This is a genomic window from Pseudomonas sp. LjRoot277 (genome assembly GCF_964253845.1).
GTDB lineage: Bacteria > Pseudomonadota > Gammaproteobacteria > Pseudomonadales > Pseudomonadaceae > Aquipseudomonas.
Map to the genome: position 1 here is coordinate 4,189,486 of NZ_CAXURI020000001.1, position 26,891 is coordinate 4,216,376.

Sequence of the window (26,891 nt, forward strand, 5' to 3'; positions counted from 1 at the left end):
TAAACCTGCCGTAGGCCACCGTGCAGGCAACTCGATTGCCGCTGTTCAGAATTCCCGTGTGATCAAAACAATCAGTTGATCAAACTGCTGGCCCTGCAGCCTGTGTCATTGGTTTCGCCCGTTGCTGTTTAACGCCCACGTTGGGCCGGATAGCCGGATGAATACGACCAAAGGTAGCTCACACATGGCAAACGAATCGAAATGCCCGTTCATTAGCGCCGCTGGCGGTGGCACGACAAACCGCGACTGGTGGCCGAACCAACTGAATCTGAAGATCCTCCATCAGCACTCGTCCCTGTCCGACCCTATGGACGAGGGCTTCAACTACGCCGAAGCATTCAAAAGCCTGGACTTTGAAGCGGTCAAAAGAGACCTGACTGCGTTGATGACCGATTCCCAGGACTGGTGGCCGGCGGACTTCGGTCACTACGGGCCACTCTTCATTCGCATGGCCTGGCACGCCGCCGGTACGTACCGCACCGGTGACGGTCGTGGTGGCGCCGGTTCCGGCCAGCAACGCTTCGCGCCGCTCAACAGTTGGCCGGACAACGTCAGCCTCGACAAGGCACGCCGGCTGCTCTGGCCGATCAAGCAAAAGTACGGTCGTAAAATTTCCTGGGCCGATCTGATCGTCCTCACCGGCAACGTCGCGCTGGAGTCCATGGGCTTCAAGACCTTCGGCTTTTCCGGCGGTCGTCCGGACGTTTGGGAACCGGATGAGGACGTCTACTGGGGCTCGGAAAACAAGTGGCTGGGCGGCGACACCCGCTATGGCAAAAAAAACGAGCCCATGCAAGAGCCTGGCGAAGGCCCACTCGTAGCTGAGCCAGGGGAAAACGAGGAGAGCCGTACCGACCAGGGGCGCTTCCTGGAGAACCCGCTCGCCGCCGTGCAAATGGGCCTGATCTACGTCAACCCGGAAGGCCCGGAAGGTAACCCCGACCCGGTCGCGGCCGGGTTAGACATCCGCGAAACCTTCGCGCGCATGGCGATGAATGACGAAGAAACCGTGGCACTGATCGCCGGCGGCCACGCCTTCGGCAAGACCCACGGCGCCGGACCGGCCGACAATGTCGGCGCCGAGCCCGAAGCCGCTGGCCTCGAAGCACAGGGCTTTGGCTGGAAGAACAGCTTCGGCACCGGCAAAGGCGCGGACACCATCACCAGCGGCCTGGAAGTGACCTGGACCACCACACCCACGAAATGGAGCAACAACTACCTGGAAAACCTGTTCGGCTTCGAGTGGGAACTGAGCAAAAGCCCGGCCGGTGCGAACCAGTGGATACCGAAGAACAACGCCGGCGCCGGCATCATTCCGGATGCGCACGACCCGTCCAAACGTCGTAATCCGACCATGCTGACCACTGACCTGTCGCTGCGGTTCGACCCGATCTATGAACCGATTTCGCGGCGCTTCCTGGCCAACCCAGACCAGTTGGCCGACGCGTTCGCCCGCGCCTGGTTCAAGCTGATCCACCGCGACATGGGTCCCCTCTCCCGCTACCTCGGCCCGGAAATGCCGAGCGAAGAGCTGCTGTGGCAAGACCCGATACCTGCGGTTGACCATGCCCTGGTCAACGACAGTGACGTCACCGCCCTCAAGAGCAAACTCCTGGCCTCGGGCCTGACCGTCTCGCAGCTTGTATCAACGGCTTGGGCGGCGGCTTCGACCTTCCGTGGCTCCGACAAACGCGGTGGTGCCAACGGTGGGCGTTTGCGTCTGGCGCCGCAGAAGTTCTGGCAGGCCAACCAGCCTGAGCAACTGGCGAACGTGCTGGCGAAGCTCGAAGGCATCCAAAGCGAGTTCAATAACAGCGGCAACAAAATCTCGTTGGCAGACCTGATCGTGCTGGCCGGTAACGCCGGCGTCGAACAGGCGGCGAAAAATGCCGGTCAAACCGTGACAGTGCCGTTCACACCAGGACGGATGGACGCCTCCCAAGAGCAGACGGACGTGGAGTCTTTCGGCTTCCTCGAACCCATCGCCGATGGTTTCCGCAACTACCTCAAAGGCAGATACAGCGTAGCGGCCGAGCAGCTGTTGATCGACAAGGCGCAACTGCTGACACTCACCGCGCCAGAAATGACCGCGCTGATTGGCGGCATGCGCGTGCTGAACACCAACGTCGGGCAAACCAAGCACGGTGTGTTCACCAAGCAGCCAGAAGCGTTGAGCAACGACTTCTTCAAGAACCTGCTGGACATGGGCGTGGAATGGAAACCGGTGTCGGAGGCTAATGAGGAGTTTGAAGGGCGCGATCGCAAAACCGGCGAAGTGAAGTGGACCGGCACCCGCGTCGACCTCGTCTTCGGCTCAAATGCGCAGTTGCGTGCGTTGGCTGAAGTCTACGCAACCGCTGATGCGCAGGAGAAGTTCGTCAAAGACTTCGTAGCCGCCTGGGCCAAAGTGATGGACCTGGATCGCTTCGACGTTAAGTAACACGAGCGGTATCGCTGAAACTGCAACGCCTCCCACTGTGGAGGCGTTGTGCTTTTTGTCACTTGACGCTCCACGCCGTTAGATGGGAAAACGTGCGTGGCCCGGATGCAAGCGTTGGGTTCAACATGAATCAAGGAAGACTCATCAACACCATGAAAACCCTCCTGTGTTTGCTGATCGCCACCGGCGTCGGCACCGCGCTGCAGTACGCTGGTATCCCCCATGGTCTGTTGCTGGGTTCGATACTCGCCACCGCGTTGATCGCCAGCAACTTGCGTTTTTCTCCCGCGCTGCCCTTCAGTCTTGTCTACGTGCAAATCGTGTTGGGGATCGCGACCGGTCTGATGTTCACCTCGTGGAACAGCCAAACGGCGGCCGCCATGTTACCGAGCCTGGGCTTCATGCTGCTGGGCCTGACGGTCCAGAGCGCCGTGGCCGGTGTGTGGCTGCTCAAGGTCTCGGGATGGAACCCGAAGGACTCCCTGTTAGCCGTGTATCCGGGCGCACTCGCCGCCGTGTTCGATTTACTCGAGTCCGAGCGCGCGTCCAGCAAAGTGATCGTCGTGCACCTGGTGCGACTGCTGTCGATCACCGTGCTGGTCAGCTTCTGCATTCCCGGACAGACCGACGTGGCGCTTGCAGAGAGCAGCCCGCTGCTGCTGAGTACCGCGCTGACCCTGCTGTCGCTGATCGCCTTGTGCCTTTTGCTCGGCCGCTTGCTGTTGCGCGTTGGCGTTCCGGCGCCGTTCATGCTCACCGCGATCGTCGTCACCGGCGTCTACCTCAAGCTGGGCTACCTCCAGGCCTTCCACCTGCCGTCATGGAGTGTCGACACCGCCGTGGTCCTCCTCGGCGTGCTGATTGGCTCGAAATTCAAAGACATCAGCCTCGCAGAACTTGTCCGCCACGGACGGGCCGGGCTGATGGCCGTCGGCCTGATGCTGCTGATCGCAGCAGCGTTTGCCGCAGTGGCCGCCCGGGTTCTGGGCAGCGATCCCTTGTCGTTGTGGCTGGCGTACATGCCTGGCGCCATCGAAACCATCGCCCTCGTCGCCTTCAGTGGCGGGCTGAACGTGGTGTTCATCCTGACCCATCATCTGGTGCGAATGGTCGTGCTGCACTTTGCGCCGGCGTTGCTCGTTCAGGCGCGGCGCTGGCGGGAAGATGTTTGATCGCAGAAAGAACTAAGTGGGAGAAATTGTGGCCAAGGCACCAATCAAAATGGTCAACACCAGAAATCCACCCAGGAAAATCGCCATCTTGCCCATTGGGCCTCCTACATTATGAGTTTGCGGTGCAGCGGTTGCCGCGACTGCGGAGCGTGCCGTTATTGTGAGCCGGCGGCTGTGTGCATTACAGATGCAGATAGCGCAGGAAAATACGGATCAGAACACCGAGTCGGGGCTAGATCGCCTTTAAACGTCAATTCCACCAGGATCTATTTATGCCATTGAGCTTTCATAAAATGCACGCCAATGGCGATGACTTCGTTATTGTCGACTCGCGAAACGCGGCCAATCCAATGACAAGTATCCTGGCTCGGCGAATGGGTGATCGGCACCGAGGAATCGGATTCAATCAACTCGCGGTGGTGCTCGATTGCGATGATGCAGATGCGCGCTTGATGTTTTGGAATGCAGATGGCTCCACGCTGGATGTTTGTGGCAGCGCAACGCGGGGTGCCGCAGATAGGCTGATGCGCGAATCAAATACCACTTCGATAGCGCTCCGAACCAACCGTGGCCTACTCACTTGCGAACGAACTTCGACCGGCGCAATTTCCGTCAACATGGGAAAGCCGCTTTTCGACTGGTCGGATATTCCCCTGGCTCTGGAACTGGACACTGCTGTTTTGCCACTTGCTGGTGACCCAACAGCTTGCAGCATGGGAAACCCGCACTGCACCTATTTTGTGGATGATCTAACGGCCATTGATATAGCGACAGTTGGACCGACAATTGAAACCAACCCCCTATTCCCCCTCAGGACGAACGTGCATTTCGTCCAGATCATTAACCGAAAGCACATTCGGTTACGCATTTGGGAGCGCTGGGGTGGTATTCCGCTCGGCTCAGGATCCTGCTCTTGTGGCGCCGTTGTTAATGGAATTCGTCGTGGCTTGTTAGACGATTCCGTTGAGGTTGAATGTGATGGTGGAACTGTGACGGTTCAATGGGATGGCGTGGGGCCTGTCTTTCTTATCGGAACGGTAGAGGCAACTTTTTCGGGAACAATTACGGATAGCTTATTGCAAGCTTTATAGCAGCTATATCGTGATAAACAGTGGAGTTAATTACTCCGACAAAGGAGTGGACAAAGGACAAAGGGGCGGATTTATTTTTAAGTGACTCCTAGAGTCTTTACAATTAAATCCGCCCTTTTTCTTTAGGTTATGAGTGATCTATGCGAATACTGACTTATAAAAGAACTCATACCGGCGATCCTGACCCTACTGGTCAATTTGGCATCAACAACTGCATGGGACGTGTGCGCAATTGGAGCTTTGACGCCGTGATTGGCGTGGGTGGTATTGGCTCAGAACCTAGGAGCTATGGTATAGATGGCCGGGTGACCTAGGTGGGACGCGATCCATCAAGGAACCCTCATCCTCTCGGCGATGGCCAGATCGCCACGTTTGAATCATTTGCACTCTTTGAACAAACCGGCCCACTACTCTCGTCTATCGCACCTTATTTGGCGCGTCGTATGTACGAGAAAGGTGCTCGTATCTTGCTGAAGGATTACTCCCAAGAGGAACAGGCAGAGGCAGAGGCTTTGTTAACCATTCTTCTCAGCTTCAGCTTCTCACCTGACACTACCAGCCCATCGCCCCGCGACTTCAGCCATTCAAAAAAGTAAAAAACTGTTTCAAGAAGCGCAATAAGTGGTAAATGCAAACCTTGCTCGCGATGAACCTAAATACCGCCCCCCAAAAAAAGCCCACTGACCGTCACCGTTTCAGTGGGCTTTTTACTTCTCATCATTTTGAACAACGCCCTCTCGTACTCCTGCGAATCTATTTGATCCAGCACACGATTCACCGTCAACTCCGCCAATACCGGATTGCATTTTTTGCGCCAGCGATTTGGAAAAATTGAGGCTCGCCGTAAAGCATCATCAACCGAACTATTCAGCCATGATCGCCTGATACTGCTTCTGATACTCGGTATAGGGGAGATTTTGATCCATCAATGCTTTCACGCGCGTCTCCTTGTATTGAGCAGGGGTCAGCATTCCAACCGGAACCGACGTGGGCGTAGAAGCTGAAGCCTGGCTAGCTGGCGTGATATTTCCGATGCATTGATATTTGACGATCATCTGGCCGGCATTGCAGTTACCCCAGCCATCGCGGGCCTGGCAGTTCTGGGTTTGCCCACCGAAAGGTTCAGCACGGTCGTAACCCCAAACCGCACATTTACTATTTGCAATTGACTCAGCTTGCTTATAGTCAACAACCGGTGTTTCAAAGGCTTTGAAGTCGTAAGCCATATCGATCGAGCCGTCCGCCCGGCTCCCGCCGGTTGCGTAGAAGTCTTTACGGCTGGAGCAGCCTGATACTACAACTGCCAGCACGACCAGAAAAAGTAGCTTACGCATGGAGGAAATCCCTTTCAGATTACTAGAAGCACGATAATGGCAATGCGCCTTACCTCTGTCTACAAAAACGATTATTGAATGGGCGAACGATTTAAATAGGGAAGACAGCTTTCGGCCTAGAAGCAGCTAGAAGTAGCCGTTCAAACCTGTCTAAAAATGGCCGATCGATCACTTAGGGCTGGATCGTCCTTTCATACCTCGGCCCGTCACCGGGGACCAAACGCAATCTAAATTTATTCATTTGACCAGAAATGATTTCCACCTCCGATTCGCCCGGAGGCTCACTGAATGGGTTTGGCTTGCCCTCGGCCACAAAAACGTACTTCCCCGGTGCAAGATAAATTTCAACCTTCTCTCCGGTCTTAAAAGCTGCAATCGGGCTGGTATTGACCTTAAAAATCACTTGGAGGCCGCTGCCCATAAACCCGTTATCTCGTATAACTGTCACCAGTACGCTCCGCTGAGCATCAGGCTTAAGATAGCTTTGGTCGAGAATGCGCTCCTGCGGTATTGGGGCGGCTGATTGGCTTGAAGCAGGTGTAGTTGCACACCCCGAAAGCAGAAAGCTTGAAAAGACCAGCAAAGCCACGGACTTCCATTTCATGCTTCACCTTTCTGTTTAGTTATCATGTTAAAGAAACTAACTATGCCTATGAATGGCGGACCCACACAACTGCGGTCCTTTCAAGCATCCACAACGACAGTAATGTACTCGCCCGCTGCGCATTCGCGCTCTCAAATCGCCCTAGATTTTCTAGTCTCCACGGCCGACAGTTTTGGGGCGATTGCAGCCATCGACCAATCACGTGGCTATACCCAGGATCATTGCGGGTCGGAGTTTGGTTTCGATACGGTTCAGATATCTAAAGAAAATACGGATCAGAGCAAATTGCCAGCCTGTAGGGTCCTCAAAACCCACGCACAAAAAAGCCCACTGACCGTCACCGGCTCAGTGGGCTTTTGATTAGGCCTCTGGTTACAGAGCCATATCAGTCGCAGCATTAGCCTTCGGCGGCTTAGCCGGAGCAGCCGGAGCAGCAGCCGGAGCCGCTACCTGACCAATCGCCGGCGGCGGAGTCAGCTGCAACACCTTGGCGGTGTAAGCCCACTCTTCAGCAACCTTCTCAGGACTGCCATTCAACTGAGTGCCATAGCTCGGCACGATCTGGTGCAGCTTTTCCTGCCAGGCTGGCGAAGCAACCTTGTCCTTGAACACTTTCTGCAGCACGGTCAGCATGATCGGTGCAGCAGTCGAAGCGCCCGGCGATGCGCCCAGCAGACCAGCAATGCTGCCGTCTTGCGAAGCAACAATCTCGGTACCCAACTTCAGCACGCCACCGGCAGCTTCATCACGCTTGATGATCTGCACGCGTTGGCCGGCTTGCCACAGGCGCCAGTCTTCGGCTTTGGCGTTCGGGAAGTATTCTTTCAGGGCGTTGAGGCGGTCTTCGTCAGACAGCATCAGTTGGCCAGCAAGGTACTCGACCAGCGGGTATTCCTTGATGCCGACTTTGGTCATTGGCCACACGTTGTGCGTGGTGGTGGTGGTCAGCAGGTCCAGGTATGAGCCTTCTTTCAGGAACTTGGTGCTGAAGGTCGCGAATGGGCCAAACAGGATGACGCGCTTGCCGTCCAGGACACGGGTGTCCAGGTGCGGAACCGACATCGGCGGTGCGCCAACGGAGGCTTTGCCGTAGGCCTTGGCCAGGTGTTGCTCGGCGATGGTCGGGTTTTCGGTCACGAGGAACGAGCCGCCTACCGGGAAGCCTGCGTATTCCTTGGCTTCAGGAATGCCGGACTTCTGCAGCAGGTGCAGTGCACCGCCGCCCGCGCCGATGAAGACGAACTTGGCGTCGGTTTCGGTTTTGGTGCCGTCTTTCAGGTTTTTGTAGCTGACGCGCCAGCTGCCGTCTTCGTTCTTGGTGATGTCTTGCACTTCGCTAGACAGTTTCAAGTCGAACTTTGGCGTGGTTTGCAGGTGCGCAACGAACTGGCGGGTGATCTCGCCGAAGTTCACGTCGGTACCGATCGGAGACCAGGTGGCCGCGACTTTCTGGTTCGGGTCACGCCCTTCCATCATCAGCGGAACCCACTTCTTGATCACAGCCGGGTCTTCGGAGTACTGCATGCCGGCGAACAGCGGGCTCGCTTGCAGGGCTTCGTAGCGCTTTTTCAGGAACTTGATGTTGTCATCGCCCCACACAAAGCTCATGTGTGGCGTGGAGTTGATGAACGAACGCGGGTTCTTCAGCACGCCTTGCTGAACCTGCCAGGCCCAGAATTGACGGGAGATCTGGAAGGCTTCGTTGATTTCAACGGCTTTCGGGATCTGAACGTTGCCTTTATCGTCTTCCGGGGTGTAGTTCAACTCGGCCAGGGCGGAGTGACCGGTACCGGCGTTGTTCCAGCCGTTGGAGCTTTCCAGGGCGACGCCGTCGAGGCGCTCGACCATTTCCATCGACATACCCGGTTCCAGCTCATTGAGCCAAACACCGAGGGTCGCGCTCATGATGCCGCCGCCGATGAGCAGCACATCGACTTTCTTTGCCTCTTCCGCTTGCGCGGACGCGATCCCCATCGACAAAGCCAGCCCCAGCAGGGCCGTGTTCATTTTTTTAAACATGTGTAGCACCTATGATAAAACGCCATCCGCCCTTCCATCCCCACGCTTGAGGCCCCTGGTTCACGGCATGCAGGCAGCAGGCTGTGGGTTCCGCACTCATAGGGATTGGAGGGTGGGCACACAAGGCCGACGTGTCTCCATCGACCTCAGTTTATATGTCCCTACTGAACTGACTTTTTATCGTTATTGGCTTCAGCTACTTGAGCGACAGTGATTCTGTTGGCGCGTCTCAAGGACGCGCAAACTGAATAGGTCAAAGCAAGTTAGGGCGAAGAATATCACGACACGGCAAACCCGCGCGTCTGTTCCCGACTTGATAGTCCGGGCACGGGCGCTGAGCCCACTATACTCATCGTGATTTTCTCGACGAGCCTGTGAGGAGCAGTCATGAGCGACAAAGACGATTTGCGCAAATATTCCTCCCAAGTGGTCGACGGCGTGGAACGCACGCCCGGCCGCGCCATGTTGCGTGCCGTGGGTTTCACGGACGAGGATTTCAAGAAACCGCAGATCGGCATCGCCTCCACGTGGGCGATGGTCACGCCCTGCAACATGCACATCGACAAACTGGCGATTGAAGCCGAAAAAGGCGCGAATGCCGCCGGTGCCAAGGGCGTCATTTTCAACACGATCACCATTTCCGACGGCATCGCCAACGGCACCGAAGGCATGAAGTATTCGCTGGTGTCGCGGGAAGTGATTGCCGACTCCATTGAAGTCGTAGCCGGTTGCGAAGGCTTTGACGGTCTGGTGACCGTGGGCGGTTGTGACAAGAACATGCCGGGCTGCCTGATCGGCATGGCACGGCTGAACCGCCCGTCCATTTTCGTCTATGGCGGCACCATCCGGCCGGGTGCCGGCCACACCGATATCATCTCCGTGTTCGAGGCCGTGGGTCAGCACGCACGGGGCGACATCAGCGAGATTCAGGTCAAGCAAATCGAGGAAGTGGCGATTCCAGGCCCTGGTTCCTGCGGCGGCATGTACACCGCCAACACCATGGCTTCCGCGATTGAGGCGTTGGGCATGAGCCTGCCCGGTTCCAGCTCTCAGGAGGCCGTCGGCAGCGACAAGGCGTCGGACAGTTTCCGCGCCGGTCAGCAGGTCATGGAGCTGCTCAAGCAAGACATCAAACCGCGCGACATCATGACCCGCAAAGCCTTTGAAAATGCGATTCGGGTGGTGATCGCCCTCGCCGGCTCAACCAATGCCGTGCTGCACCTTCTGGCCATGGCGCATGCCGTGGATGTCGAGCTGACGCTGGATGATTTCGTCGAGCTGGGCAAGGTGTCCCCGGTAGTGGCCGACCTGCGTCCCAGCGGTCAATACATGATGAGTGAACTGGTGGCCATCGGCGGCATTCAGCCGCTGATGAAGCGCATGCTCGCCGCCGGCATGTTGCATGGCGATGCGCTGACGGTCACCGGCAAAACCCTGGCCGAAAACCTGGAAAACGTGCCCGACTACCCCGAAGGTCAAGACGTGATCCTGCCCTTCGACCAACCGATCAAAAAGGACTCGCACCTGGTGGTGCTGCGCGGCAACCTTTCACCCACCGGTGCCGTGGCCAAGATCACCGGCAAGGAAGGTTTGCGCTTTGAAGGCACAGCGCGTGTGTATCACGGCGAGGAAGGAGCTCTGGCCGGTATCCTCAACGGCGAAGTCAAAGCCGGCGATGTGATCGTGATTCGCTACGAAGGCCCAAAAGGTGGCCCGGGAATGCGCGAAATGCTCTCGCCCACGTCGGCGGTCATGGGCAAGGGGCTGGGCAAGGACGTTGCGCTGATCACCGATGGCCGCTTCTCCGGCGGTTCGCACGGGTTTGTGGTGGGTCATATCACGCCCGAAGCCTTTGATGGCGGGCCGATCGCGCTGATTGAAGACGGCGACAAGATCACCATCGACGCCGAAACTCGGCAGATTACGGTCGATGTCTCCGACGCCGAACTGGCAGAGCGCAAGACACGTTGGGTGCGCCCGGAATCCAAGTATAAACGCGGGGTGTTGGCCAAGTACGCGAAGACCGTGTCCAGCGCCTCGGAAGGCGCCGTGACGGATAAGTACCTCTAGGCGTTTCATACGCGAGCTTGCGTCCGGCTCTGTAGCAGCTGTCGAGCTCGCGAGGCTGCGTTCGGCTGCGAAGCAGTCGTAAGGTCAGACAATGCGGTGTGTCAGATTCACCGCGCACTCAGGGTTTACGACTGATGCGCAGCCGAACGCAGCCTCGCGAGCTCGACAGCTGCTACGGGGCGCGTTATGGCTTAAAGTCTGAACCGATCCACTGACTGCGACAGCTTGCCCGCCAGGGTAGACAACTCATCGGTGGTCGAGGCCGTCCGGCCGATGATCTTGCTGTTGCCTTCGGACATGCCGGCAATCATTTCGACCTGATGGGCGATTTCGTTGTTGGCCAGGCTCTGCTCGCCGATGGTGCGGGTGATGTCATTGACCAGTTGCGTGGTGGTTTGCTGAAAAGGTTATCGACTGGCACGAGCGGTTAATTAAGCGAATATCCATACGCGCATGTCTTTACGACATGCGGTATGTTTTTTCGGTTTTGATGGCGCCCGAATCAGGCAGCAGAGAAGAAGTATCGCGTCAGGTGAAAGAAGATCGGCGCGGCGAAGCAAATCGAGTCCATCCGGTCGAGCATGCCGCCGTGACCTTTGATCATGGTTCCCCAGTCCTTGGCGCTCAAACTGCGTTTGATCGCCGACATGACCAGACCACCGAGGAAGCCCATCACCACGATGACGAACGACATCATCAGTGACTGCCAGAAGCTGAAAGGGGTCATCCAGAACATGCAGCCGCCAATCAGCGTTGCAGACAGGCCGCCACCGACCAGTCCTTCGACGGTTTTTGACGGACTCACCAGCGGCGCAACCTTGTGCTTGCCGAAGAGCTTGCCGAACACGTACTGCAACACGTCACTCAACTGAACGACGAACACCAGATAGAACAGCAGCAGCGCGTTTTGGCCGGTGAATCCTTGCAGATCCAGGAGCAAAAGCGCGGGCGCATGGCTGATGCAATAAATGCAGATCATCACGCCCCACTGGATCTTCGCCGTCCTTTCCAGGAAGCCGTCAGTGTCCTGACTCAGCACCGCAATCGCCGGTAGCAGCAGGAATGAATACACCGGAATCAGCAGCGTGAACATCGAATACCAGTGCGTACCGATCAGAATGTATTGCAGCGGGATCAGGATGAAAAACGCCGAAAACAAGGCGTTATGGTCACCCCGTCGGGTCGGAGTCAGGGTGATGAACTCTCTGAGCGCGAACAGTGAGATGAATCCGAACAGGACGACCGTTGCATTGCCGCCCAGCAGGTAGGAAACGAAGAAGATGATGACCATCCCCCACCAGGCATTCACGCGCTGATTGAGGTTTTCGATGGTCGAGACAGCGCCTTCTGTGTTGGCCCGCCGGGCCAGCAGTCGACCGGCCAGCGAAGCTATCGCCAGCAAGCATGCCAATCCAAAAAAGAACCACAAAAACTTTGCTTCAAGACTCATTTCGACAGCCCCACAATGGCGTTACGCGCGCGTTCCAGAAACACCTGTTTATCCTCGCCAGCAATCCTTTCCATCGGATTGCCGATACGGATCGTGCAGATGATCGGCAGAGGAACGTGTTTGCCTTTGGGCATGGAGCGATGAAGGTTTTCCAGGTAGATAGGCACCAGGTCGACATCGGGAAAGGTCTCGGCCAGCCGGAAAAGACCTGATTTGAATTCCCCGGGCAGTGCCTCGGATGACCGAGTGCCTTCCGGAAAGAAGATGATCGAATGACCCGCCTGCACCACATCGAAAATGGGCTCCAGCGCGTTTTTACCGGGCGCCGGTTTACGGTCAATCAGCACGGCATTCAGGCCTTTCTGGGAGATGTACGACAGAAACCGGTTCTTTCCCCAGTAATCGGCAGCGGCGATCGGCTTCACATTCAACCTCGCCTCGGGCGGCAGGGCCGCAATGATGGCCAAGGTGTCCATATGGCTGGTGTGATTGGCGAAATAGATTCGCTGACGCGTGAGATCCGGTGGGCTCTCCCATCTGGCCGTGACGCCAATCAGCAATCGAAGAACAGAAATCAGCGCATTACTGATCCACATGGTCGGCCCCTTTCAGCTGCCTGGCGATCGCCAGCGTTCGTGTGACGCAGGTTGCGACTGAGCCAATGGCGATGACAGCCAGCGCGATCAACAGTACGTAGTGAGTGCCATAAACGTTTGCTTCGATGGCATTCAGCAGCAGTCCTGCGGTCATTACGGCCATTCGATGCTGCTTGGCCATAGGGCCGATGAAGGTCTGCTTGAGGCCAATCGAGCCGCCGAACACCCTCACATAAGCCGTCAGTGCCGCCGCCAGGGCAGCGAACCATCCGAGGTCGGATTGCCCAATGGCATACCCCAACCCGACGATCAGCAGGCTGTCGGCAATCCGGTCCGGGAATTCGTTGTAGAGACTGCCGATATCGGACTTCTTGCCGCCCTCTATCGCCACCATCCCATCGAAGAGGTTGCACAGCAGGCGCAACTGAATGCCGATCGCGCAGCAGATCGATCCAATGACACCGCTATCAATATTGAGCGCCACGGCGCCGGCAAACGCGAAGGCGATACTGGCAACGGAAATCTGATTGGGGGAAATGTCTCTTTTCACCAGAATGTCGGTGATGCGTCTTGCCCAGCCCGCAGAGCGCGTCTTGATGGGCCTTCTGTTGTCATCCACTAGCCAATATCCCTATAAATGATGAGTTACTACGTGTTGCATTGTAATGGCGAGTTGCGCCGACTACACCCAGCAATTGCAGTCTTTGCTAACGAACCCTGCTCTTCCCAGACAAAAGTTTTCACCTTCATTTTTCGGGACGTCGTTCCGACCTTAAACCTCGAGACAAACCCTCAACGCACGTTCGTTTTTTTCTCGGCCGCATGCTAGGTTGTACGATGACCGATAAGTGATATTTCACTCTCGCTCTGACGACCCACAACAACAAGGAAACACCCATGAAAAAAGTGAAAGTGCTGATTGGATTCTTGTGCCTCTTCAGTGGCTACGTAGCCGCCGCCCCTGCTTCCGTGGACAAGGATGTTGCGCAAGCCGTCGATCATCTGACGCAGGCCATGTTGCACAAGAACATTGCCGAACTGAAAGCGCTGACCGCCGAGAACCTGACCTACGGGCACTCCAGCGGGAAGATCCAGGACAAGAAAGCATTCATCGACGATATCGAAACCGGCAAAAGCGCGTTCAAAACCCTGGAAATGCAGAACCAGACCATCACCGTATCCGGTGACGTGGCGTTGGTCCGCCATCACTTCTCGGCACAAGCGCTTAAAGGCACCGAAGTGGTGCCAACCGAAATCGAGAACTTCCAGATTTGGCAAAAACAGAAAGGCCATTGGTTGCTGGTAGGTCGACAAGCGTTCAAGTTCTGATTTTTGTGTAACGAAGGGGACATCGGTCAGCCAGGCTACGGTGTCCCCTTTTACTGCAAGACGATGACGGTTGACCGGACACTTGGGTTTTACTCAACCCGGCAGACCGCTAGAGTGGCGCGACCGACACCTGAGAAACGATGAACATGGATGCACTTCACCAAGGAAGTTGCCTGTGCGGCGCAGTGAAATATCGAGTAGCCGCCGAGCTGAAAGCGGTTACCCATTGCCATTGCAGCCAATGCCGCAAGAGCCACGGGGCAGCGTTCGCGACGTATGCAAGCGCGCCCAGGTCGGCGATTACGATCGTTGCGGGAGTCGAGACGCTCAAAACCTTTCACTCGTCTGAAGGCGTCGCCCGACAGTTCTGTGGCGAGTGCGGCTCTTCGCTATTCTGGTCTGATTCCAAAGGCGAGTATTCGGATTGGCTGTCAGTGGCGATAGGCACGCTGGATACGCCGTTTCTGAGTGAAAAACAGAAACACCTGTGTGTTGCATCGAAAGCGCCGTGGTACACAATCGAGGATCGGTGGCCGCGGACTGAGTGAGCGCTTTCGGCCAAAAAGCGAAAGCACATGAGGTACATTGAGACCTGATCCCAAATTCACAGATGGGAGGGACCGTATATGACGACGCGAACTGAAACTGCCATCCTGGCCGGTGGCTGCTTCTGGGGCATGCAGGATCTGCTGAGACGTTACCCCGGCGTGCTGTCCACGCGGGTAGGCTACTCGGGCGGCGATGTGCCCAATGCCACTTACCGCAACCATGGCACGCACGCGGAAGCGATCGAGATCGTGTTCGATCCGGACCAAATCAGCTATCGCCAGATCCTCGAGTTTTTCTTTCAGATCCACGATCCGACGACGACAAATCGTCAGGGCAACGATGTGGGTGTGAGCTACCGCTCGGCTCTCTTCTATCTCAACGATGAACAGAAGCAAGTGGCCGAGGACACGGTAGCCGACGCTGATGCATCTGGCTTGTGGCCCGACAAGGTCGTCACTGAAATCGTGCCCGCTGGCCCGTTCTGGGAGGCAGAGCCGGAACATCAGGACTACCTCGAACACTATCCCAACGGCTACACGTGCCATTTCATTCGGCCAAACTGGAAACTGCCTAAACGAGCGTGATGGTACGGCCAGAAGCGGTCCCGCCTGCAGCTATTGGCGAGACCGCTTCACGCCGAATACCCATGCTCCCCCGCCGGAAAAGCGCCCCCCTTCACCGCCGCCACATACGCCTCCAGCGCAGACTGAATGCTGTCTTGCCCGGCCATGAAATTGCGCACGAATTTCGGCGTGCGACCGGTCAGGGACAGACCGAGCATGTCGTGAAGGACCAACACCTGGCCGTCGGTTCCCGCCCCGGCGCCAATGCCGATCACCGGGATGCGCACGGCCTGGCTGATCTGCTCGGCCAACGGACTGGGCAGGCATTCCACCAGCAACATCGCAGCACCGGCCTCTTCCAGGCGCAGGGCGGCCTCGACCAACTGACGGGCCCGAACCGGATCGCGTCCCTGAACCTTGAACCCGCCCAGAACGTTGACGGATTGCGGGGTCAAACCCAGGTGTACGCACACTGGAACACCGTTCTCGGTCAGTCGGCGGACGGTGTCAGCCAGCCAGATATCCCCTTCAAGCTTGACCATGTGCGCGCCCGCCTTCATCAGGCAGCCGGCACTCTGCAATGCCTGCTCAAGGGTGGCGTAACTCATGAACGGCATGTCGCCGACGATGAAGGCACCGGCATTACCGCGTTTGACGCAGACGGTGTGGTAGGCCACGTCTTCGACCTCCACCGGCAAGGTGCTGTCGTGACCGTGCAATACCATTCCGAGGGTATCGCCGACCAGCAACATCTCCACGCCGGCACTACTGGCGGCTTGGGCGAACGTGGCGTCATAGCAGGTCAGCATGACGATTTTCTCGCCGCGCTGTTTGAGTCCTTGCAGAGTGGTCAAGGTGATATCGGGCATGACTAATGTTCTCGTGCTGTGGCTGGAAGGATCAATCGGACACGGCGCTGCTGCGAAATCCGGGTGAGCACGAATCTCGGCGGTGCAACGCATTGAGTCAGTGGTCGAGCGTTTACGCGGGGTTACACCAGCGCGAAGGCGAAATACCGAAGGCCTTCTTGAAGTGCCTCGTCATGTGGCTTTGATCGAAAAAACCCGCATCAATCGCCGCATCCGACAGCGCCAGCCCCGCTTGGGTGAGCGCTTTCACCCGGTCCAGACGCCGCAGGGTGAGATAGCGGTGCGGACTGGTGCCGAAGAACACACGAAAGTCATTCGACAGGCTCCAGCGATCGCGCCCGGCGCAATCGGCCAGGTCGTCGAGGGTGATCGGCCGATCAAGGTTGTCGTCAATGTACTCGCGGGCTCGCGCCGCAGCGGCGAAGTGGTGGGCTGTCCGGCCGGGAGACTGGCCCGCGAGTTCTGCCAGGGTTATCACGAAGGTGTAGAGGGCGTCGTCTTCCGCCAACGAATCCAGATCGTCACCCAGCGTATCGAGCAACGCATCGGCCGCAGCGGCCAGACGCGGATCCCGGGTGACGCCTGCCTTGAAAAACGGCAGCGGCTTGCCCTTCACAATCTGCTGAACCAGGGATGGCGGTACGTACACGCCGCGATAACGGAAACCTGCCTCGGAGCCTGCGCACCCATCATGTGATTCGTCCGGATGCACAATCATGGTTTCACCGGGCAGGCACAGTTTCGACTCGCCCCGGTAATTGAAACGGTGCACGCCGGCGACGGTTCGGCCAATGGCGTACGTGTCGTGCCGATGAGGGTCGAAGGCGTGCGCGCAGAAGAACGCTTCGAACCGCTCAAGCTTCGAAGTCTGGGGAGCATGTCTGACCCAGTCTCTTTGCGAAGGGTGATCTTGCATGGTGGCGCACCGGTGCGATTGCAGATATGTACCTTCGAAACCATAACACGACGGATCGACACGTAGCTCAACCCGGTTCATGTCGCCTGAACGTGCAGGTAGAACGCGTGGAACATGAAGAAAGCACAGACCACCAGCGCCAGGCCCATCAGACGATTGAACACCGTGAAGTAAGACTCACGGGTAATTCGCCGACCGAGGATGGCGCCCAGCAGCGAATAGACACCGGGCGCCCCGCCACCGGCGATCGCCAGCAGCGCAGAGACGATCGCGATGGAGGCACCGGTGATGTGCGCCGCCGGCAACATGACGCTGGTGATCGGCAATACCACCATGATGCCTTTGGGATTCAGCACCTGAATCAAAAATCCGTTCCAGAACGTCAGGGTCTTTTGCGCCGCTACCGGGGCCTCGCTGGCCTCCCCCGGCACCACCGTCGTTGCGGTGTAAACCTGATAGGCGAGATAGAGCGTATAGAGACCGCCCACCAGGGAAATGTAAGGCAGCGCCCCTTGGGAAATAATCGCTTCACCGGTGTAGCCGAAGAGGATGAACAGCACCAACAACGCGCAGCCCACGCCGACGAAGAAGCCCAGGGAACGCCGAAATCTACCTGTCAGCCCGGCATTCAGCGCCATGAAATTGACCGGGCCGGGGCTGTACATCACGCTGAAGGCGTAGAGAAAAATGTCCATGACTTGCCTGTAATTAACCCAGAAACGCGGTACGAATCGTGGAGTCTACGCAGGCAATCTGGTGCTTGGCTTGTACGTTTGTGGGTCGCGAATTAGCGGGTTGACGCCTGGCAACAACCCACTTATTGATTGAACACGCTCATCGGTTTTTCCGGTTGAGAACGCCTCATCAATAAAAGGATTATTCAGTGATCAGCTTCAGACAGCGCGCCGCCAAAGGACTGCAAGTGGGCGACAGTTTCACGGTATCCCGCCGCTTCAGTGAGCAAGACATTCAGCGCTTCGCCACCATTTCCCGCGACTACAACCCGGTGCATTTCGATGCGCGTTTCGCCGAGGCCCGCGGCTTCAGGGCACCGGTTTCCCATGGCCTTCTGACGGCCAGCCTGGTCACCGAAATCGGTGGGCAGATCGGCTGGTTGGCGTCAGGCATGATGTTCCAGTTCAAGAAGCCGGTGTATGCCGGCGACACCATCACCTGCCATTGGGTGATCACGGGCATCGACGAAAAGGACCGTGCCACGGCGGCCATCACGATGACCAACGAGGACGACATCGTCGTGCTGGAAGCACAAACCAGCGGCGTCGTGCCGGGCGTGAAGGAGCGAGAAATCCTGACGCAGATGCTGTGCGAAGGTGATCCCACAAACGGTGTAACGGCCCTTGGCGAGTGACGGCTTCCCGCGCATCTGCGAAGAGTCAGGAGACAAGATGATTTGTATCGCTGTGTATTTTCGCGGGCGATCTTACACAGCGTTACACAACCACTGAATCAGGACACATACGCAGTACATGAAGGTGAAAAAGTGGGCGGCGTCGAACACCTGGCGTTCTCCGATGAACCCAGGCTAAAGAGCCCAACACCCCACCAGGAGCCACCTCATGATCAATGAAATCGATACCGTACTTTATACCGGCAAGACCCACACGACCGGAGGCCGTAACGGCGAGTCGCGAAGCAACGATGGACGTTTGGACGTCAAGCTTTCCGCGCCTGGCTCGTCAGGGAGCGGCACCAATCCCGAACAGTTGCTGGCTGCAGGTTGGTCGGCCTGTTTCATCGGTGCAATGGATAAGGCGGCTGTCGCATTGAAGGTGACCCTGCCGAGCGACGTCGCTGTCGATGCCGAAGTGGACCTGGGCAAGACCGAGGATGCTTTTTTCCTCCAGGCGCGCCTTAATGTCAGCCTTCCGGGTCTGGACCCTGCTGTTGCACGGGCGGTGGTGGATGGCGCCCACCAGCGGTGCCCGTACTCCAAGGCGACCCGTGGCAACATCGACGTCACGATCAATCTGGTTTAATCAAAGCACCCCGTGCGGCGCTGTTCACTTAAGATCGGGGTACATATCCGTTTCTGTGGTGATGGCTGATTACGGTTTCGCTTTTACAGCGAGTCACTTGGAAATACGGAATGCCGCCCAACCCCAAGTAACCAAGGGCTCTTGCCCCGCCATTCGGTGCCTCGCCTAGGCTCGGCATGCCCTCACTCCGGCATTGCTCCGGGGGCCCGCCGCCATCGGCCATCCATGGCCGGGGGCGGCTACCGCGGCATCCTTGCCGCGGTGCCCCCTGCGCAACGCCTGCGTTCGGCCTCTGGGAAAGGGGCAAGCAGATCAAGATCAAGCAACGGCAAGATCAAAAGATCGCAGCCTCGTTTCACTCGACAGCTCCTACCGGGGAGAGGGGGTGCACGCACGCTCCTCACCACTCAACAGGCCGAGCGTTAGCTCGCCTGCAGCTTTTGATCTTGATGCACCGCCCCATCGAGAGGCCGAGTGGAGGTTCTGCGCAGTGGGCAACCCGGCATGGATGCCGGGTTAGCCGCCCCCGGCCATGGATGGCCGATGGCGGCGGGCCCACGGAGCAGGACCGGAGCGAGGGCATGCCGAGCCTGGGCGAGGCACCGAACGAAAGGGGCAAGAACCCTTTGGTTACTTTGGGGTTCTTTTCCAAAGTGACTCGCTGTAAAAGCGAAACCAATAGCCGCCATGACCGCAGAAACGGATATGCATACCGCTCAATCGTCCTCATGCAACTTGATACCGCGAGCGTGAAGCAGGTGCGGAACCACCAGGACCAGCAGCGTCAGCGCGAGGAACGCGGCCGATATCGGTTGCGTCACAAACACCAGCCAGTCTCCCTCGCTGATGGACAAGGCATTGCGCAGCTGCTTTTCAGCCATAGGCCCCAGCAGCATGCCGACGATCACGGGGGCGACGGGGAAATCGAAACGACGCATCAAGACCCCGCCCCAACCGATCGCCAACATCAGCAACAGGTCGAAGGAAGAGTGACGCATGCCGTACACGCCGATGGTGGCAAACACCAGAATGCCGGCGTTCAGGTACGGCCGGGGAATCTGCAAAAGCTTGACCCACAGCCCCACCAACGGAAGATTCAACACCAGCAGAATCACATTGCCGACATACAGCGAGGCCACCAGGGTCCAGACCAATTCCCCCGACGTCTGAAAGAGCATCGGCCCCGGTTGCAGGTTGTAGTTCTGGAACGCGGCCAACAGAATCGCCGCAGTGGCGGACGTCGGTATGCCGAGCGTCAGCAGTGGCACCAAAGAACCCGTCGCGCTCGCGTTGTTGGCCGCCTCGGGACCGGCAACCCCCTCGATCGCCCCCTCGCCCTTGCTGCCTGCAAACTCTTTCGGGTACTTGCTCAGTTTGCGTTCCGCCGAATAGGACAGGAACGTCGGAATTTCAGCGCCACCGGCCGGAATCGACCCGAATGGAAAGCCGATCAACGTGCCCCGTAGCCAGGCGGGGACCGAGCGTTTCCAGTCAGAGCGCGTCATCCACAACGAGGTCAAGCGGTGCCGGCCGGACGCTTCTTCTTTTTGATACAGCAGGCTGTACAAGGCTTCACCCACGGCAAACAAACCGACCGCGACGAGCACGACTTCGATGCCATCCACCAACTCCGGCACCGCCAAGGTGTAGCGGGCAATGCCCGAGGTCGAGTCCAGACCAATCAAGCCGATGGTCAGTCCAATCCCGAGCGAGACAAAACCGCGCAGCATCGAAGCGCCGAGTACCGCAGACACCGTCGTGAAGGACAACACCAGAATCGCGAAATACTCGGCAGGACCAAACTTGAGCGCCAGCGTGGCAACAATCGGGGCAAACAACGTCAGCAACACCGTCGCGATGGTGCCGGCAACAAATGAGCCTATCGCGGCCGTTGCCAGGGCCGGTCCTGCGCGGCCGTTGCGCGCCATGAGATTGCCTTCCAGGGCCGTGACCATGGAGGACGATTCGCCGGGCGTATTGAGCAGGATGGAAGTGGTCGAGCCGCCGAACTGCGCGCCGTAATAGATACCGGCGAACATGATCAAGGCGCCCGTAGGATCGACCTTGGCGGTAATTGGCAGCAACAGCGCCACCGTCAGCGCCGGCCCTATACCCGGCAAGACCCCAATGGCGGTGCCGAGCAAACAGCCGATAAAGCCCCACATCAAATTGATCGGTGTCAGCGCAGCGGAAAAACCAATGGCCAGGTTCGCGAGAATTTCCACCTTGTTTACCTCCTTCGGCCCGGGTCAGATCCAGGCATTGACGAGGGGCGGCAGGGAAACCCCTAGCCCGGCGTTGAACAGCCAGTAAATCGGCAGGGTCAAGGCAATGCCGATGGCGAGGTCTTTCACCGGACGACGACTGCCAAAACCCCTTGCCGAACAGGCGAACAGCAGCCCGGCGGCCAATACGAAGCCGATGAGGTTAATCAGCACGGCCACCCCCACAAGCCCCGCCGTCACCCAGGCTGCGCCGGATTTGCCGCCGGGCAGCGCTTGGGCGGCTTCGTCATCGTGGTCTGCCAGCTCGCGAAAACCACCGGTGACGGCCTGATAACACAGCAACAGACCGACGACGCCCAGGAACACTGCAACGGCGTACGGATAGACGTGGGCTCCCAGGATGACGAAGCCCATCTCGGGAGGAAACCGGAATGCGCCCACCGCCAACACGGCGCTGATGGCAATCACTCCGACGCCAATCGCCAGTTGCACCGGCACTATTGCGCGAGGCTGAGTCATTTCGAAACCAGCCCCACCTCGACCAGCATTGCACGCAGACGCACATGCTCTTCGTCGACGAATTTGCCGAACTCATCGCCGGTCAGGACGTTGGGTGACCATTTGTTGGTGTCGATATTTTCTTTCCAGACTTTGCTGTTGGTGGCGGCCACGACAGCGTCGATCACTTCTTTGCGCTGCTCGGGCGTTAGGTTCGCGGCACCGTAGACACCCCGCCAATTGCCGATGGTCACGTCGTAGCCTTTCTCCTTGAGGGTCGGTGCATCGATGCCTTCAATGCGCTCTGGTGCGCCGATGGCGAGTACACGGAACTGGCCGTTTCTGATGTATTGGCCAAGCTCGGCATAACCACCGGTGATCACCTTGATCTGCCCGCCCAATGCCTGAGCAACGACTTCACCCCCGCCCGCGAAGGCGACGTAATTCACCTTGTTGACCGGGACACCCATTTTTGCAGCTAACTCGGCAATGCCGATGTGATCGATCGACCCCTTGGAGCCACCGCCCCAGGAGATACTGGTCGGCTTGTCTTTGAAGACTTTCAGCAAGTCCTCCAGGGTTTTGAACTCGGACTCCTTGCGGACGGCAATCACGTTGTATTCGGTAAACAGCCGAGCAATCGGCGTTACGTCCTTCAAGGTGATTTGCGGTTTGTTCTGTTCAATGGCAGTGACCATGATCGCACCGACAACCAGCAACGCATTCGGATCGCCCTTGGTGCTGTTGGCGAACTGCGCCAGCCCCAACGTCCCCCCTGCTCCGCCCTTGTTCTCGAAGGTGGTGGATTTGGCCGTGTTGGCCTCGATCAAGGCTTTGCCCAGGACCCTGGCGGTCTGGTCATAACCGCCACCCACAGAACCCGGGGCCATGAACTTGACGGTGTCCAGCGCAAAGGCCGGTGTCGCGAGTGCAGCAGCGGTAACGGCCGTTGCGACGCAGCGGCTGAATCGACGGAACAAAGCGGACATAAGTTGTCTCCCGAGACTTTTGTTTTTATGGGCACCCGTTGAACGTCGATCAGGGAGCAAACCCTGATCAATGAATATCCATCTCGGGATAAGCGTAGGCCATGGTTAGGGCCATGACATACAACAAAGAATCTCTTGGAATAAGACCGGCCTGTACTCCTGAGGGCGTGTCTGATGCGACGCACCCAAAGGATTGTGTCGATGTTGTTATGTGTTGGTTTTTAGCTTGGTCCACAGACGAGTGCTCAACCGTGCGATGGCCGCAGGCAACTCCTCTACGGTAAACAACTTGTCCAACACACGTGTCGGCGGGTAAATCGCCAGATCCTGCTTCACCGCCGGAACAACATACTGATCCGCCGCAAGGTTGGGGTTGGCGTAATGGATGCTGTTACTGATGTTGGCAATGACCTGAGGCGTCAGCAGGTAGTTCATGTAGGCGTAGCCATTCTTCTCGTGCGGCGCGCTCTTGGGCATGACCACCATGTCGAACCACAGCGTGGAACCTTCGTCAGGGATCGAATAAGCGATGTCGATGCCGTTGTTGGCTTCCTTGGCGCTGGCGGCCGCCTGCACGATGTCGCCATTGAAACCGATCACCGCGCAGACATTGCCGTTCGCCAGGTCGCTGATGTACTTGGAGGCGTGGAAATACTGGACGTAAGGTCTGATTTTGAGCAGCGCCTGCTCGGCTTTCTTGTAATCCGCCGGCTCGTGACTATGGGGCGGCAGCCCCAGGTAATTGAGGGTTATCGGCAGGATCTGCGTAGGGTTATCGATAATCGCCACGCCGCACTGGCTCAGCTTCTTGATGTTGTTTTCATCAAAAAACAGATTCCAGGAATGGGTGACATCGGTGTTGCCGAAGATCGCCTTGATCTTCTCGACGTTGTAGCCAATACCCGCCGTGCCCCACATGTACGGATAGCCGTACTGGTTGCCCGGATCATTGACCTCGAGTTTTTTCATCAACGCCGGATCCAGGTTTTTCCAGTTGGGCAACTGGCTTTTGTCGAGCTTTTGAACCGCCCCGGCTTTGATCAATCGGGACAGAAAATGGTTCGAAGGGCTCACCACGTCATAGCCGGTGTTGCCGGTCATCAGCTTGGATTCCAGCACTTCGTTGCTGTCGTGAATGTCGTACGTGGCCTTGATTCCCGTTTCCTTGGTGAACGTGGTCAAGGTGTCGTCGGCGATGTAGCCGTTCCAGTTTGAAATATTGACGACTTCGTCGGCGTAAGTGGCTGCCGACAACGTCGCCAGCACGACCATCAGGGAAATGTTATTGACGCGCATGTTCAATCACCGAGTGTTTGATGAGTTTTTATTTTTTGATCGCCGGGTGTTCTAGATTTCTGTTTTGGCCCTGACCGCCTCCACGCGCATTCGAAGCATGGCACCGATATCGAGCAAGGGGCGCGGCGGCAGCCAGCCCGGTTGGGCCCTGCGCATCATCGATTCGAGGATGGGCGAGCTGTCACCCGATGCCAGTTCGGCGAGCAAGCGCCCCCAAAGGGTGCCGCGTGCAACGCCCGAACCATTGCAGCCGGCCACCGCAAACACACCTTCGTCGACCTTGGCGAAATACGGTTGCCCGGTGCGCGAAGCGCTCAAGTGTCCGGTCCAGGTGTATTGAATGTCCTGCTCGTTCAAGAACGGGAAGCGTCGTTGCAAGCCGAGCACATGGTGTTTGCGACGGTGCAGCAGCTCACTGTCGGATAAATCCCGAGAACGGTATTCCGCCGTGTTGCGGATCATCACGCGACGGTCCGGGGTCAGTCGCACCGTGGCGCCCAAGGGCCGGGTGGACAGCACGCCCCAAGGCTCAACCGCGCCGATGGACTTGAACTCGGCGTCGCTGAGCGGTCGTGTCAGGCTGGCGCTGAGTTCCATCGGGAACGTCCCGCTGTCCTCTATCCCTGAACGTGGAATGAACGCGTTCAGACACACCAGGACTTGCGTGGCCTCGATGCTTCCATCGGTGCCATTGGCGCGAATACGCCCTTTGCCTAAACGCTCCAGGCCGGTGATATCGGTGTTCTCAAACAGGGTCACGTTGGCCGGCAGCGTATCCAGCAGGCCCTTCACGTATTTCGCGGGTTGCAGCAGTGCGTTGCCATTGCCGCACCAGATCGCGGCCTGGTAATGCGCGGTGCCCAGTTTTTTGCTCAGCGGTTCACCTTCCAGAAAATGCGCAGAGGCACCAACAGCGCGTAGCGTTGCCAGTTTGGCGGCGACATCGGTCAACTTGCCGGGATCGTTGACGGCGAAGAAGTAGCCCGAGTCCCTGAATTCACATTCGATGCCCAGACGAGCGATGCGCTGGCGCACTTCGTCACTGGCGACACGGGAAATCGAGGTATCGACTTCAAAACCCGCGAACCCCGGGTTACCGATCAGCTCATCCTTGGCCGGATGCTCGTGCCCTACCACGAAGCCCGAATTGCGCGCCGACGCGCCCTGCGCTGCCCGCTGTCTGTCGACAATCACGATCCGCGCCTGAGGGTGCATTTCAGCGAGGGTGTGAGCGGCGCACAGCCCGGTGATACCGGCACCGACAATCAGCCAATCGGCTTTTTGTGTGCCTTTGAGAGCATCGCGAACGGGTGAACTCCCCGCCTGCGCAATCCAGCCACATACATTGGTCATGCATCACCTCATCTGCCTGTCGTTCTGCAAGCACCGCACATGACGTCATCGCATGAGTATTTCCGGCCGGCGCTGGCTAGAGCTAGAATCTATAAGGCCTGTAGTGATACAACCAACGTTATAAAATCATCGAGCCATTCAAAAAACGCATGGATAAAATTCACCACGTTCCTTCTCTCCAGGCTTTGCAGGCACTGGTCGAGGTCGCAGGCTCGGGCAGCTTCACGCACGCGGCGCAAAAGCTGTGCCTGACCCAAAGCGCAGTGAGCCGAAAAATCCAGCAGTTGGAGAGCCATTTCGACTTGCCGATGTTCGTAAGGAATAGCCGCAGTGTTCGACTGACACCGGAAGGCGAACAGGTACTTGCGACCGCCCGAAGTATCCTGGCGCAGCTGAAAACCCTTGAAGATCGGCTGACACCGCAGAAACGACCCTTCCGCATACGCATGCATGTGTCGCTGGCGGTTCGATGGTTGCTGCCAAAGTTGAGCGAGTTCTATCGAAGTCATCCGCAGGTTTCGCTGTCGATCGAAACCGTGGCCACGGAAGTGGTGGAACCGGCCATCGACAGCGACGCCTACATCCTCTATCTGCCAGAGCCGTCCCGCGATCCTGACTGCCTGACGTTGTTCGAGGAGGCGCTGGTGCCGGTGTGCGCCCCGGGTCTGGGCAGCACCTCCCAGCCGTTGGAGTCGGTGGCCGATCTCGTGCGTTTCCCGCTGTTGCATCGCTCGGCGGACAAACATGACTGGTTCCGGTGGCTGCACGCCAATGGCGGCCAGTCACTCGAGGACTACCGCCACATCCCCTTCAACCTCGACGAGTTGGCGCTCGATGCGGCGGCGCGAGGGCTGGGGGTCGCCATGACTGACCTGACCCTGGCAGGCGAATCACTCGAACGCGGCGTACTCGTCGTTCCGTTCGGCCATCCCTTGAAGACCCGCGGCATTTACGCCTTGAACCTGCAACCTTCCGCCGCTGCTCATCCAGCCTGTTCGCTGATCATGCAGTGGTTCACCCAACAGGCCGAACAGCCAGCAGGCGAAGTTTGACCACCTGGGATTGACCACTACGTTCCGCGCCCCAACCCTTCTGTGGCATTGGCAAACGCAGCGCTCGCCTCTTGAACCAGCCTGCGCCATTCAGCGCTGTTGATGAGTCCGGTGCGCTCCATCTCATCGGCAGCCTTGAGCAACGCGTCATATTGCTCTTCGGCATCCATCCGGATTTCGGGCACTTTCAGGAGCTGATACCAGGCCGCCAGGGCTTCGCTCTTTTGATCATCACTCATGCTCAAACTCCCAAAGACAGTCTTCGTTTTGAAGTTTTTTCATGGGTGGCGTTCCTCGCTCCCGACATACGGCAGGCAGGAACGCGGCCACCATCGAGCTGCAGTCGAGCCACCTGTCTTTGGTCTCCCACGCCAAAGAAATCGCTGACCTGATCCTCCAAGCCGCCGGTCACCCACCGTCACTTCGGCGCCGTTTCGTTTCAAAATTGTCATTCAATCCGCCTCTGAATAGAGGGAATC

Annotated in this window: 26 protein-coding genes and 2 pseudogenes; 12 read left to right on the forward strand and 16 right to left on the reverse strand. The window is 57.8% G+C overall.

The window, feature by feature from the left end:
• Window positions 1-184: 184 nt before the first annotated feature.
• From katG to ACSQ87_RS19700, 4 genes are all read left to right on the forward strand, one after another.
• Entirely contained in the window at window positions 185-2,440 is a 2,256-nt protein-coding gene (gene katG, locus ACSQ87_RS19685; protein WP_436274166.1) for a catalase/peroxidase HPI, read from the forward strand.
• A 152-nt stretch (window positions 2,441-2,592) separates the two neighbouring features.
• Window positions 2,593-3,612 carry an AbrB family transcriptional regulator gene (locus ACSQ87_RS19690; protein ID WP_436274167.1) on the forward strand — a complete coding sequence of 340 codons (1,020 nt, stop codon included), beginning with the start codon at window positions 2,593-2,595 and terminating at the stop codon, window positions 3,610-3,612.
• Between the two features lie 272 nt (window positions 3,613-3,884).
• Complete coding sequence (gene dapF / locus ACSQ87_RS19695; RefSeq protein ID WP_436274168.1) at window positions 3,885-4,703, forward strand: diaminopimelate epimerase; 819 nt, start codon at window positions 3,885-3,887, stop codon at window positions 4,701-4,703.
• Window positions 4,704-5,017: 314 nt separating this feature from the next.
• Window positions 5,018-5,299 (forward strand): hypothetical protein, encoded by a 282-nt coding sequence (locus ACSQ87_RS19700; RefSeq protein ID WP_436274169.1) that lies wholly within the window; start codon window positions 5,018-5,020, stop codon window positions 5,297-5,299.
• A gap of 267 nt (window positions 5,300-5,566) precedes the next feature.
• Here the strand turns inward: ACSQ87_RS19700 and yecR are convergent, their stop codons facing one another.
• The 3 genes from yecR to mqo all read right to left on the reverse strand — a co-directional run bounded on the left by yecR (window position 5,567) and on the right by mqo (window position 8,660).
• The gene (gene yecR, locus ACSQ87_RS19705; RefSeq protein WP_436274170.1) at window positions 5,567-6,037 is read right to left on the reverse strand and encodes a YecR family lipoprotein; all 471 of its coding nucleotides are present in this window, start codon (window positions 6,035-6,037) and stop codon (window positions 5,567-5,569) included.
• A 172-nt stretch (window positions 6,038-6,209) separates the two neighbouring features.
• Window positions 6,210-6,641 (reverse strand): hypothetical protein, encoded by a 432-nt coding sequence (locus ACSQ87_RS19710; protein WP_436274171.1) that lies wholly within the window; start codon window positions 6,639-6,641, stop codon window positions 6,210-6,212.
• Window positions 6,642-7,013: 372 nt separating this feature from the next.
• The gene (mqo, locus tag ACSQ87_RS19715; protein WP_436274172.1) at window positions 7,014-8,660 is read right to left on the reverse strand and encodes a malate dehydrogenase (quinone); all 1,647 of its coding nucleotides are present in this window, start codon (window positions 8,658-8,660) and stop codon (window positions 7,014-7,016) included.
• A 387-nt stretch (window positions 8,661-9,047) separates the two neighbouring features.
• On the opposite strand from mqo, the gene ilvD reads away from it, so the two are divergent.
• Complete coding sequence (ilvD, locus tag ACSQ87_RS19720; RefSeq protein ID WP_436274173.1) at window positions 9,048-10,730, forward strand: dihydroxy-acid dehydratase; 1,683 nt, start codon at window positions 9,048-9,050, stop codon at window positions 10,728-10,730.
• A gap of 191 nt (window positions 10,731-10,921) precedes the next feature.
• Here ilvD and ACSQ87_RS19725 read toward each other — a convergent pair.
• The 4 genes and pseudogenes from ACSQ87_RS19725 to ACSQ87_RS19740 all read right to left on the reverse strand — a co-directional run.
• Window positions 10,922-11,125, reverse strand: a pseudogene (locus ACSQ87_RS19725) (methyl-accepting chemotaxis protein); the annotation flags it as partial.
• A 107-nt stretch (window positions 11,126-11,232) separates the two neighbouring features.
• On the reverse strand, window positions 11,233-12,180 hold the full coding sequence (locus tag ACSQ87_RS19730) for a phosphatidate cytidylyltransferase (protein WP_223431389.1): 948 nt from the start codon (window positions 12,178-12,180) through the stop codon (window positions 11,233-11,235).
• Window positions 12,177-12,776: a lysophospholipid acyltransferase family protein gene (locus ACSQ87_RS19735; protein ID WP_046049021.1), complete on the reverse strand. Its 600-nt coding sequence runs from the start codon at window positions 12,774-12,776 to the stop codon at window positions 12,177-12,179. The genes ACSQ87_RS19730 and ACSQ87_RS19735 overlap by 4 nt, the downstream gene beginning before the upstream one ends.
• Window positions 12,763-13,395, reverse strand: coding sequence for a CDP-alcohol phosphatidyltransferase family protein (locus ACSQ87_RS19740; RefSeq protein ID WP_436274174.1), 633 nt, complete (start codon window positions 13,393-13,395; stop codon window positions 12,763-12,765). The genes ACSQ87_RS19735 and ACSQ87_RS19740 overlap by 14 nt, the downstream gene beginning before the upstream one ends.
• 278 nt (window positions 13,396-13,673) lie before the next feature.
• Between ACSQ87_RS19740 and ACSQ87_RS19745 the strand changes: the two genes are divergently transcribed.
• The 3 genes from ACSQ87_RS19745 (at window position 13,674) to msrA (ending at window position 15,238) form a co-directional block, all read left to right on the forward strand.
• The gene (locus tag ACSQ87_RS19745) at window positions 13,674-14,105 is read left to right on the forward strand and encodes a nuclear transport factor 2 family protein (RefSeq protein WP_223431387.1); all 432 of its coding nucleotides are present in this window, start codon (window positions 13,674-13,676) and stop codon (window positions 14,103-14,105) included.
• A gap of 146 nt (window positions 14,106-14,251) precedes the next feature.
• The gene (locus ACSQ87_RS19750; RefSeq protein ID WP_436274175.1) at window positions 14,252-14,653 is read left to right on the forward strand and encodes a GFA family protein; all 402 of its coding nucleotides are present in this window, start codon (window positions 14,252-14,254) and stop codon (window positions 14,651-14,653) included.
• Between the two features lie 78 nt (window positions 14,654-14,731).
• A complete protein-coding gene (msrA, locus tag ACSQ87_RS19755) occupies window positions 14,732-15,238 on the forward strand; it encodes a peptide-methionine (S)-S-oxide reductase MsrA (RefSeq protein WP_150657296.1) in 507 nt (168 codons plus the stop codon).
• Between the two features lie 47 nt (window positions 15,239-15,285).
• On the opposite strand, the gene panB is transcribed toward msrA, so the two are convergent.
• The 3 genes from panB to ACSQ87_RS19770 form a co-directional block, all read right to left on the reverse strand.
• Window positions 15,286-16,086: a 3-methyl-2-oxobutanoate hydroxymethyltransferase gene (gene panB, locus ACSQ87_RS19760; RefSeq protein ID WP_223431386.1), complete on the reverse strand. Its 801-nt coding sequence runs from the start codon at window positions 16,084-16,086 to the stop codon at window positions 15,286-15,288.
• A gap of 112 nt (window positions 16,087-16,198) precedes the next feature.
• Window positions 16,199-17,002 (reverse strand): AraC family transcriptional regulator, encoded by an 804-nt coding sequence (locus ACSQ87_RS19765; protein ID WP_436274176.1) that lies wholly within the window; start codon window positions 17,000-17,002, stop codon window positions 16,199-16,201.
• Window positions 17,003-17,079: 77 nt separating this feature from the next.
• On the reverse strand, window positions 17,080-17,697 hold the full coding sequence (locus tag ACSQ87_RS19770; protein WP_436274177.1) for a LysE family translocator: 618 nt from the start codon (window positions 17,695-17,697) through the stop codon (window positions 17,080-17,082).
• A 188-nt stretch (window positions 17,698-17,885) separates the two neighbouring features.
• On the opposite strand from ACSQ87_RS19770, the gene ACSQ87_RS19775 reads away from it, so the two are divergent.
• Complete coding sequence (locus tag ACSQ87_RS19775; protein WP_436274178.1) at window positions 17,886-18,371, forward strand: MaoC family dehydratase; 486 nt, start codon at window positions 17,886-17,888, stop codon at window positions 18,369-18,371.
• Between the two features lie 208 nt (window positions 18,372-18,579).
• Window positions 18,580-18,999, forward strand: coding sequence for an organic hydroperoxide resistance protein (locus tag ACSQ87_RS19780; protein ID WP_436274179.1), 420 nt, complete (start codon window positions 18,580-18,582; stop codon window positions 18,997-18,999).
• Window positions 19,000-19,715: 716 nt separating this feature from the next.
• Here the strand turns inward: ACSQ87_RS19780 and ACSQ87_RS19785 are convergent.
• The 5 genes from ACSQ87_RS19785 to ACSQ87_RS19805 form a co-directional block, all read right to left on the reverse strand.
• Window positions 19,716-21,224: a tripartite tricarboxylate transporter permease gene (locus ACSQ87_RS19785; protein WP_150657289.1), complete on the reverse strand. Its 1,509-nt coding sequence runs from the start codon at window positions 21,222-21,224 to the stop codon at window positions 19,716-19,718.
• A gap of 24 nt (window positions 21,225-21,248) precedes the next feature.
• Window positions 21,249-21,743: a tripartite tricarboxylate transporter TctB family protein gene (locus ACSQ87_RS19790; RefSeq protein WP_436274180.1), complete on the reverse strand. Its 495-nt coding sequence runs from the start codon at window positions 21,741-21,743 to the stop codon at window positions 21,249-21,251.
• On the reverse strand, window positions 21,740-22,711 hold the full coding sequence (locus tag ACSQ87_RS19795; RefSeq protein ID WP_223432873.1) for a tripartite tricarboxylate transporter substrate binding protein: 972 nt from the start codon (window positions 22,709-22,711) through the stop codon (window positions 21,740-21,742). The genes ACSQ87_RS19790 and ACSQ87_RS19795 overlap by 4 nt, the downstream gene beginning before the upstream one ends.
• Window positions 22,712-22,918: 207 nt before the next feature.
• Window positions 22,919-24,007: a polyamine ABC transporter substrate-binding protein gene (locus ACSQ87_RS19800; protein ID WP_223432874.1), complete on the reverse strand. Its 1,089-nt coding sequence runs from the start codon at window positions 24,005-24,007 to the stop codon at window positions 22,919-22,921.
• A gap of 51 nt (window positions 24,008-24,058) precedes the next feature.
• On the reverse strand, window positions 24,059-25,360 hold the full coding sequence (locus tag ACSQ87_RS19805; RefSeq protein ID WP_436274181.1) for an NAD(P)/FAD-dependent oxidoreductase: 1,302 nt from the start codon (window positions 25,358-25,360) through the stop codon (window positions 24,059-24,061).
• 149 nt (window positions 25,361-25,509) lie between these two features.
• On the opposite strand from ACSQ87_RS19805, the gene ACSQ87_RS19810 reads away from it, so the two are divergent.
• Window positions 25,510-26,412: a LysR substrate-binding domain-containing protein gene (locus ACSQ87_RS19810; RefSeq protein WP_436274182.1), complete on the forward strand. Its 903-nt coding sequence runs from the start codon at window positions 25,510-25,512 to the stop codon at window positions 26,410-26,412.
• A 17-nt stretch (window positions 26,413-26,429) separates the two neighbouring features.
• Here ACSQ87_RS19810 and ACSQ87_RS19815 read toward each other — a convergent pair whose 3' ends face one another.
• Window positions 26,430-26,651: a hypothetical protein gene (locus ACSQ87_RS19815; protein ID WP_056743460.1), complete on the reverse strand. Its 222-nt coding sequence runs from the start codon at window positions 26,649-26,651 to the stop codon at window positions 26,430-26,432.
• A gap of 80 nt (window positions 26,652-26,731) precedes the next feature.
• Here ACSQ87_RS19815 and ACSQ87_RS19820 point away from each other — a divergent pair.
• Window positions 26,732-26,830 (forward strand): annotated as a pseudogene (locus ACSQ87_RS19820) (alpha/beta hydrolase); the annotation flags it as partial.
• Window positions 26,831-26,891: the final 61 nt, after the last annotated feature.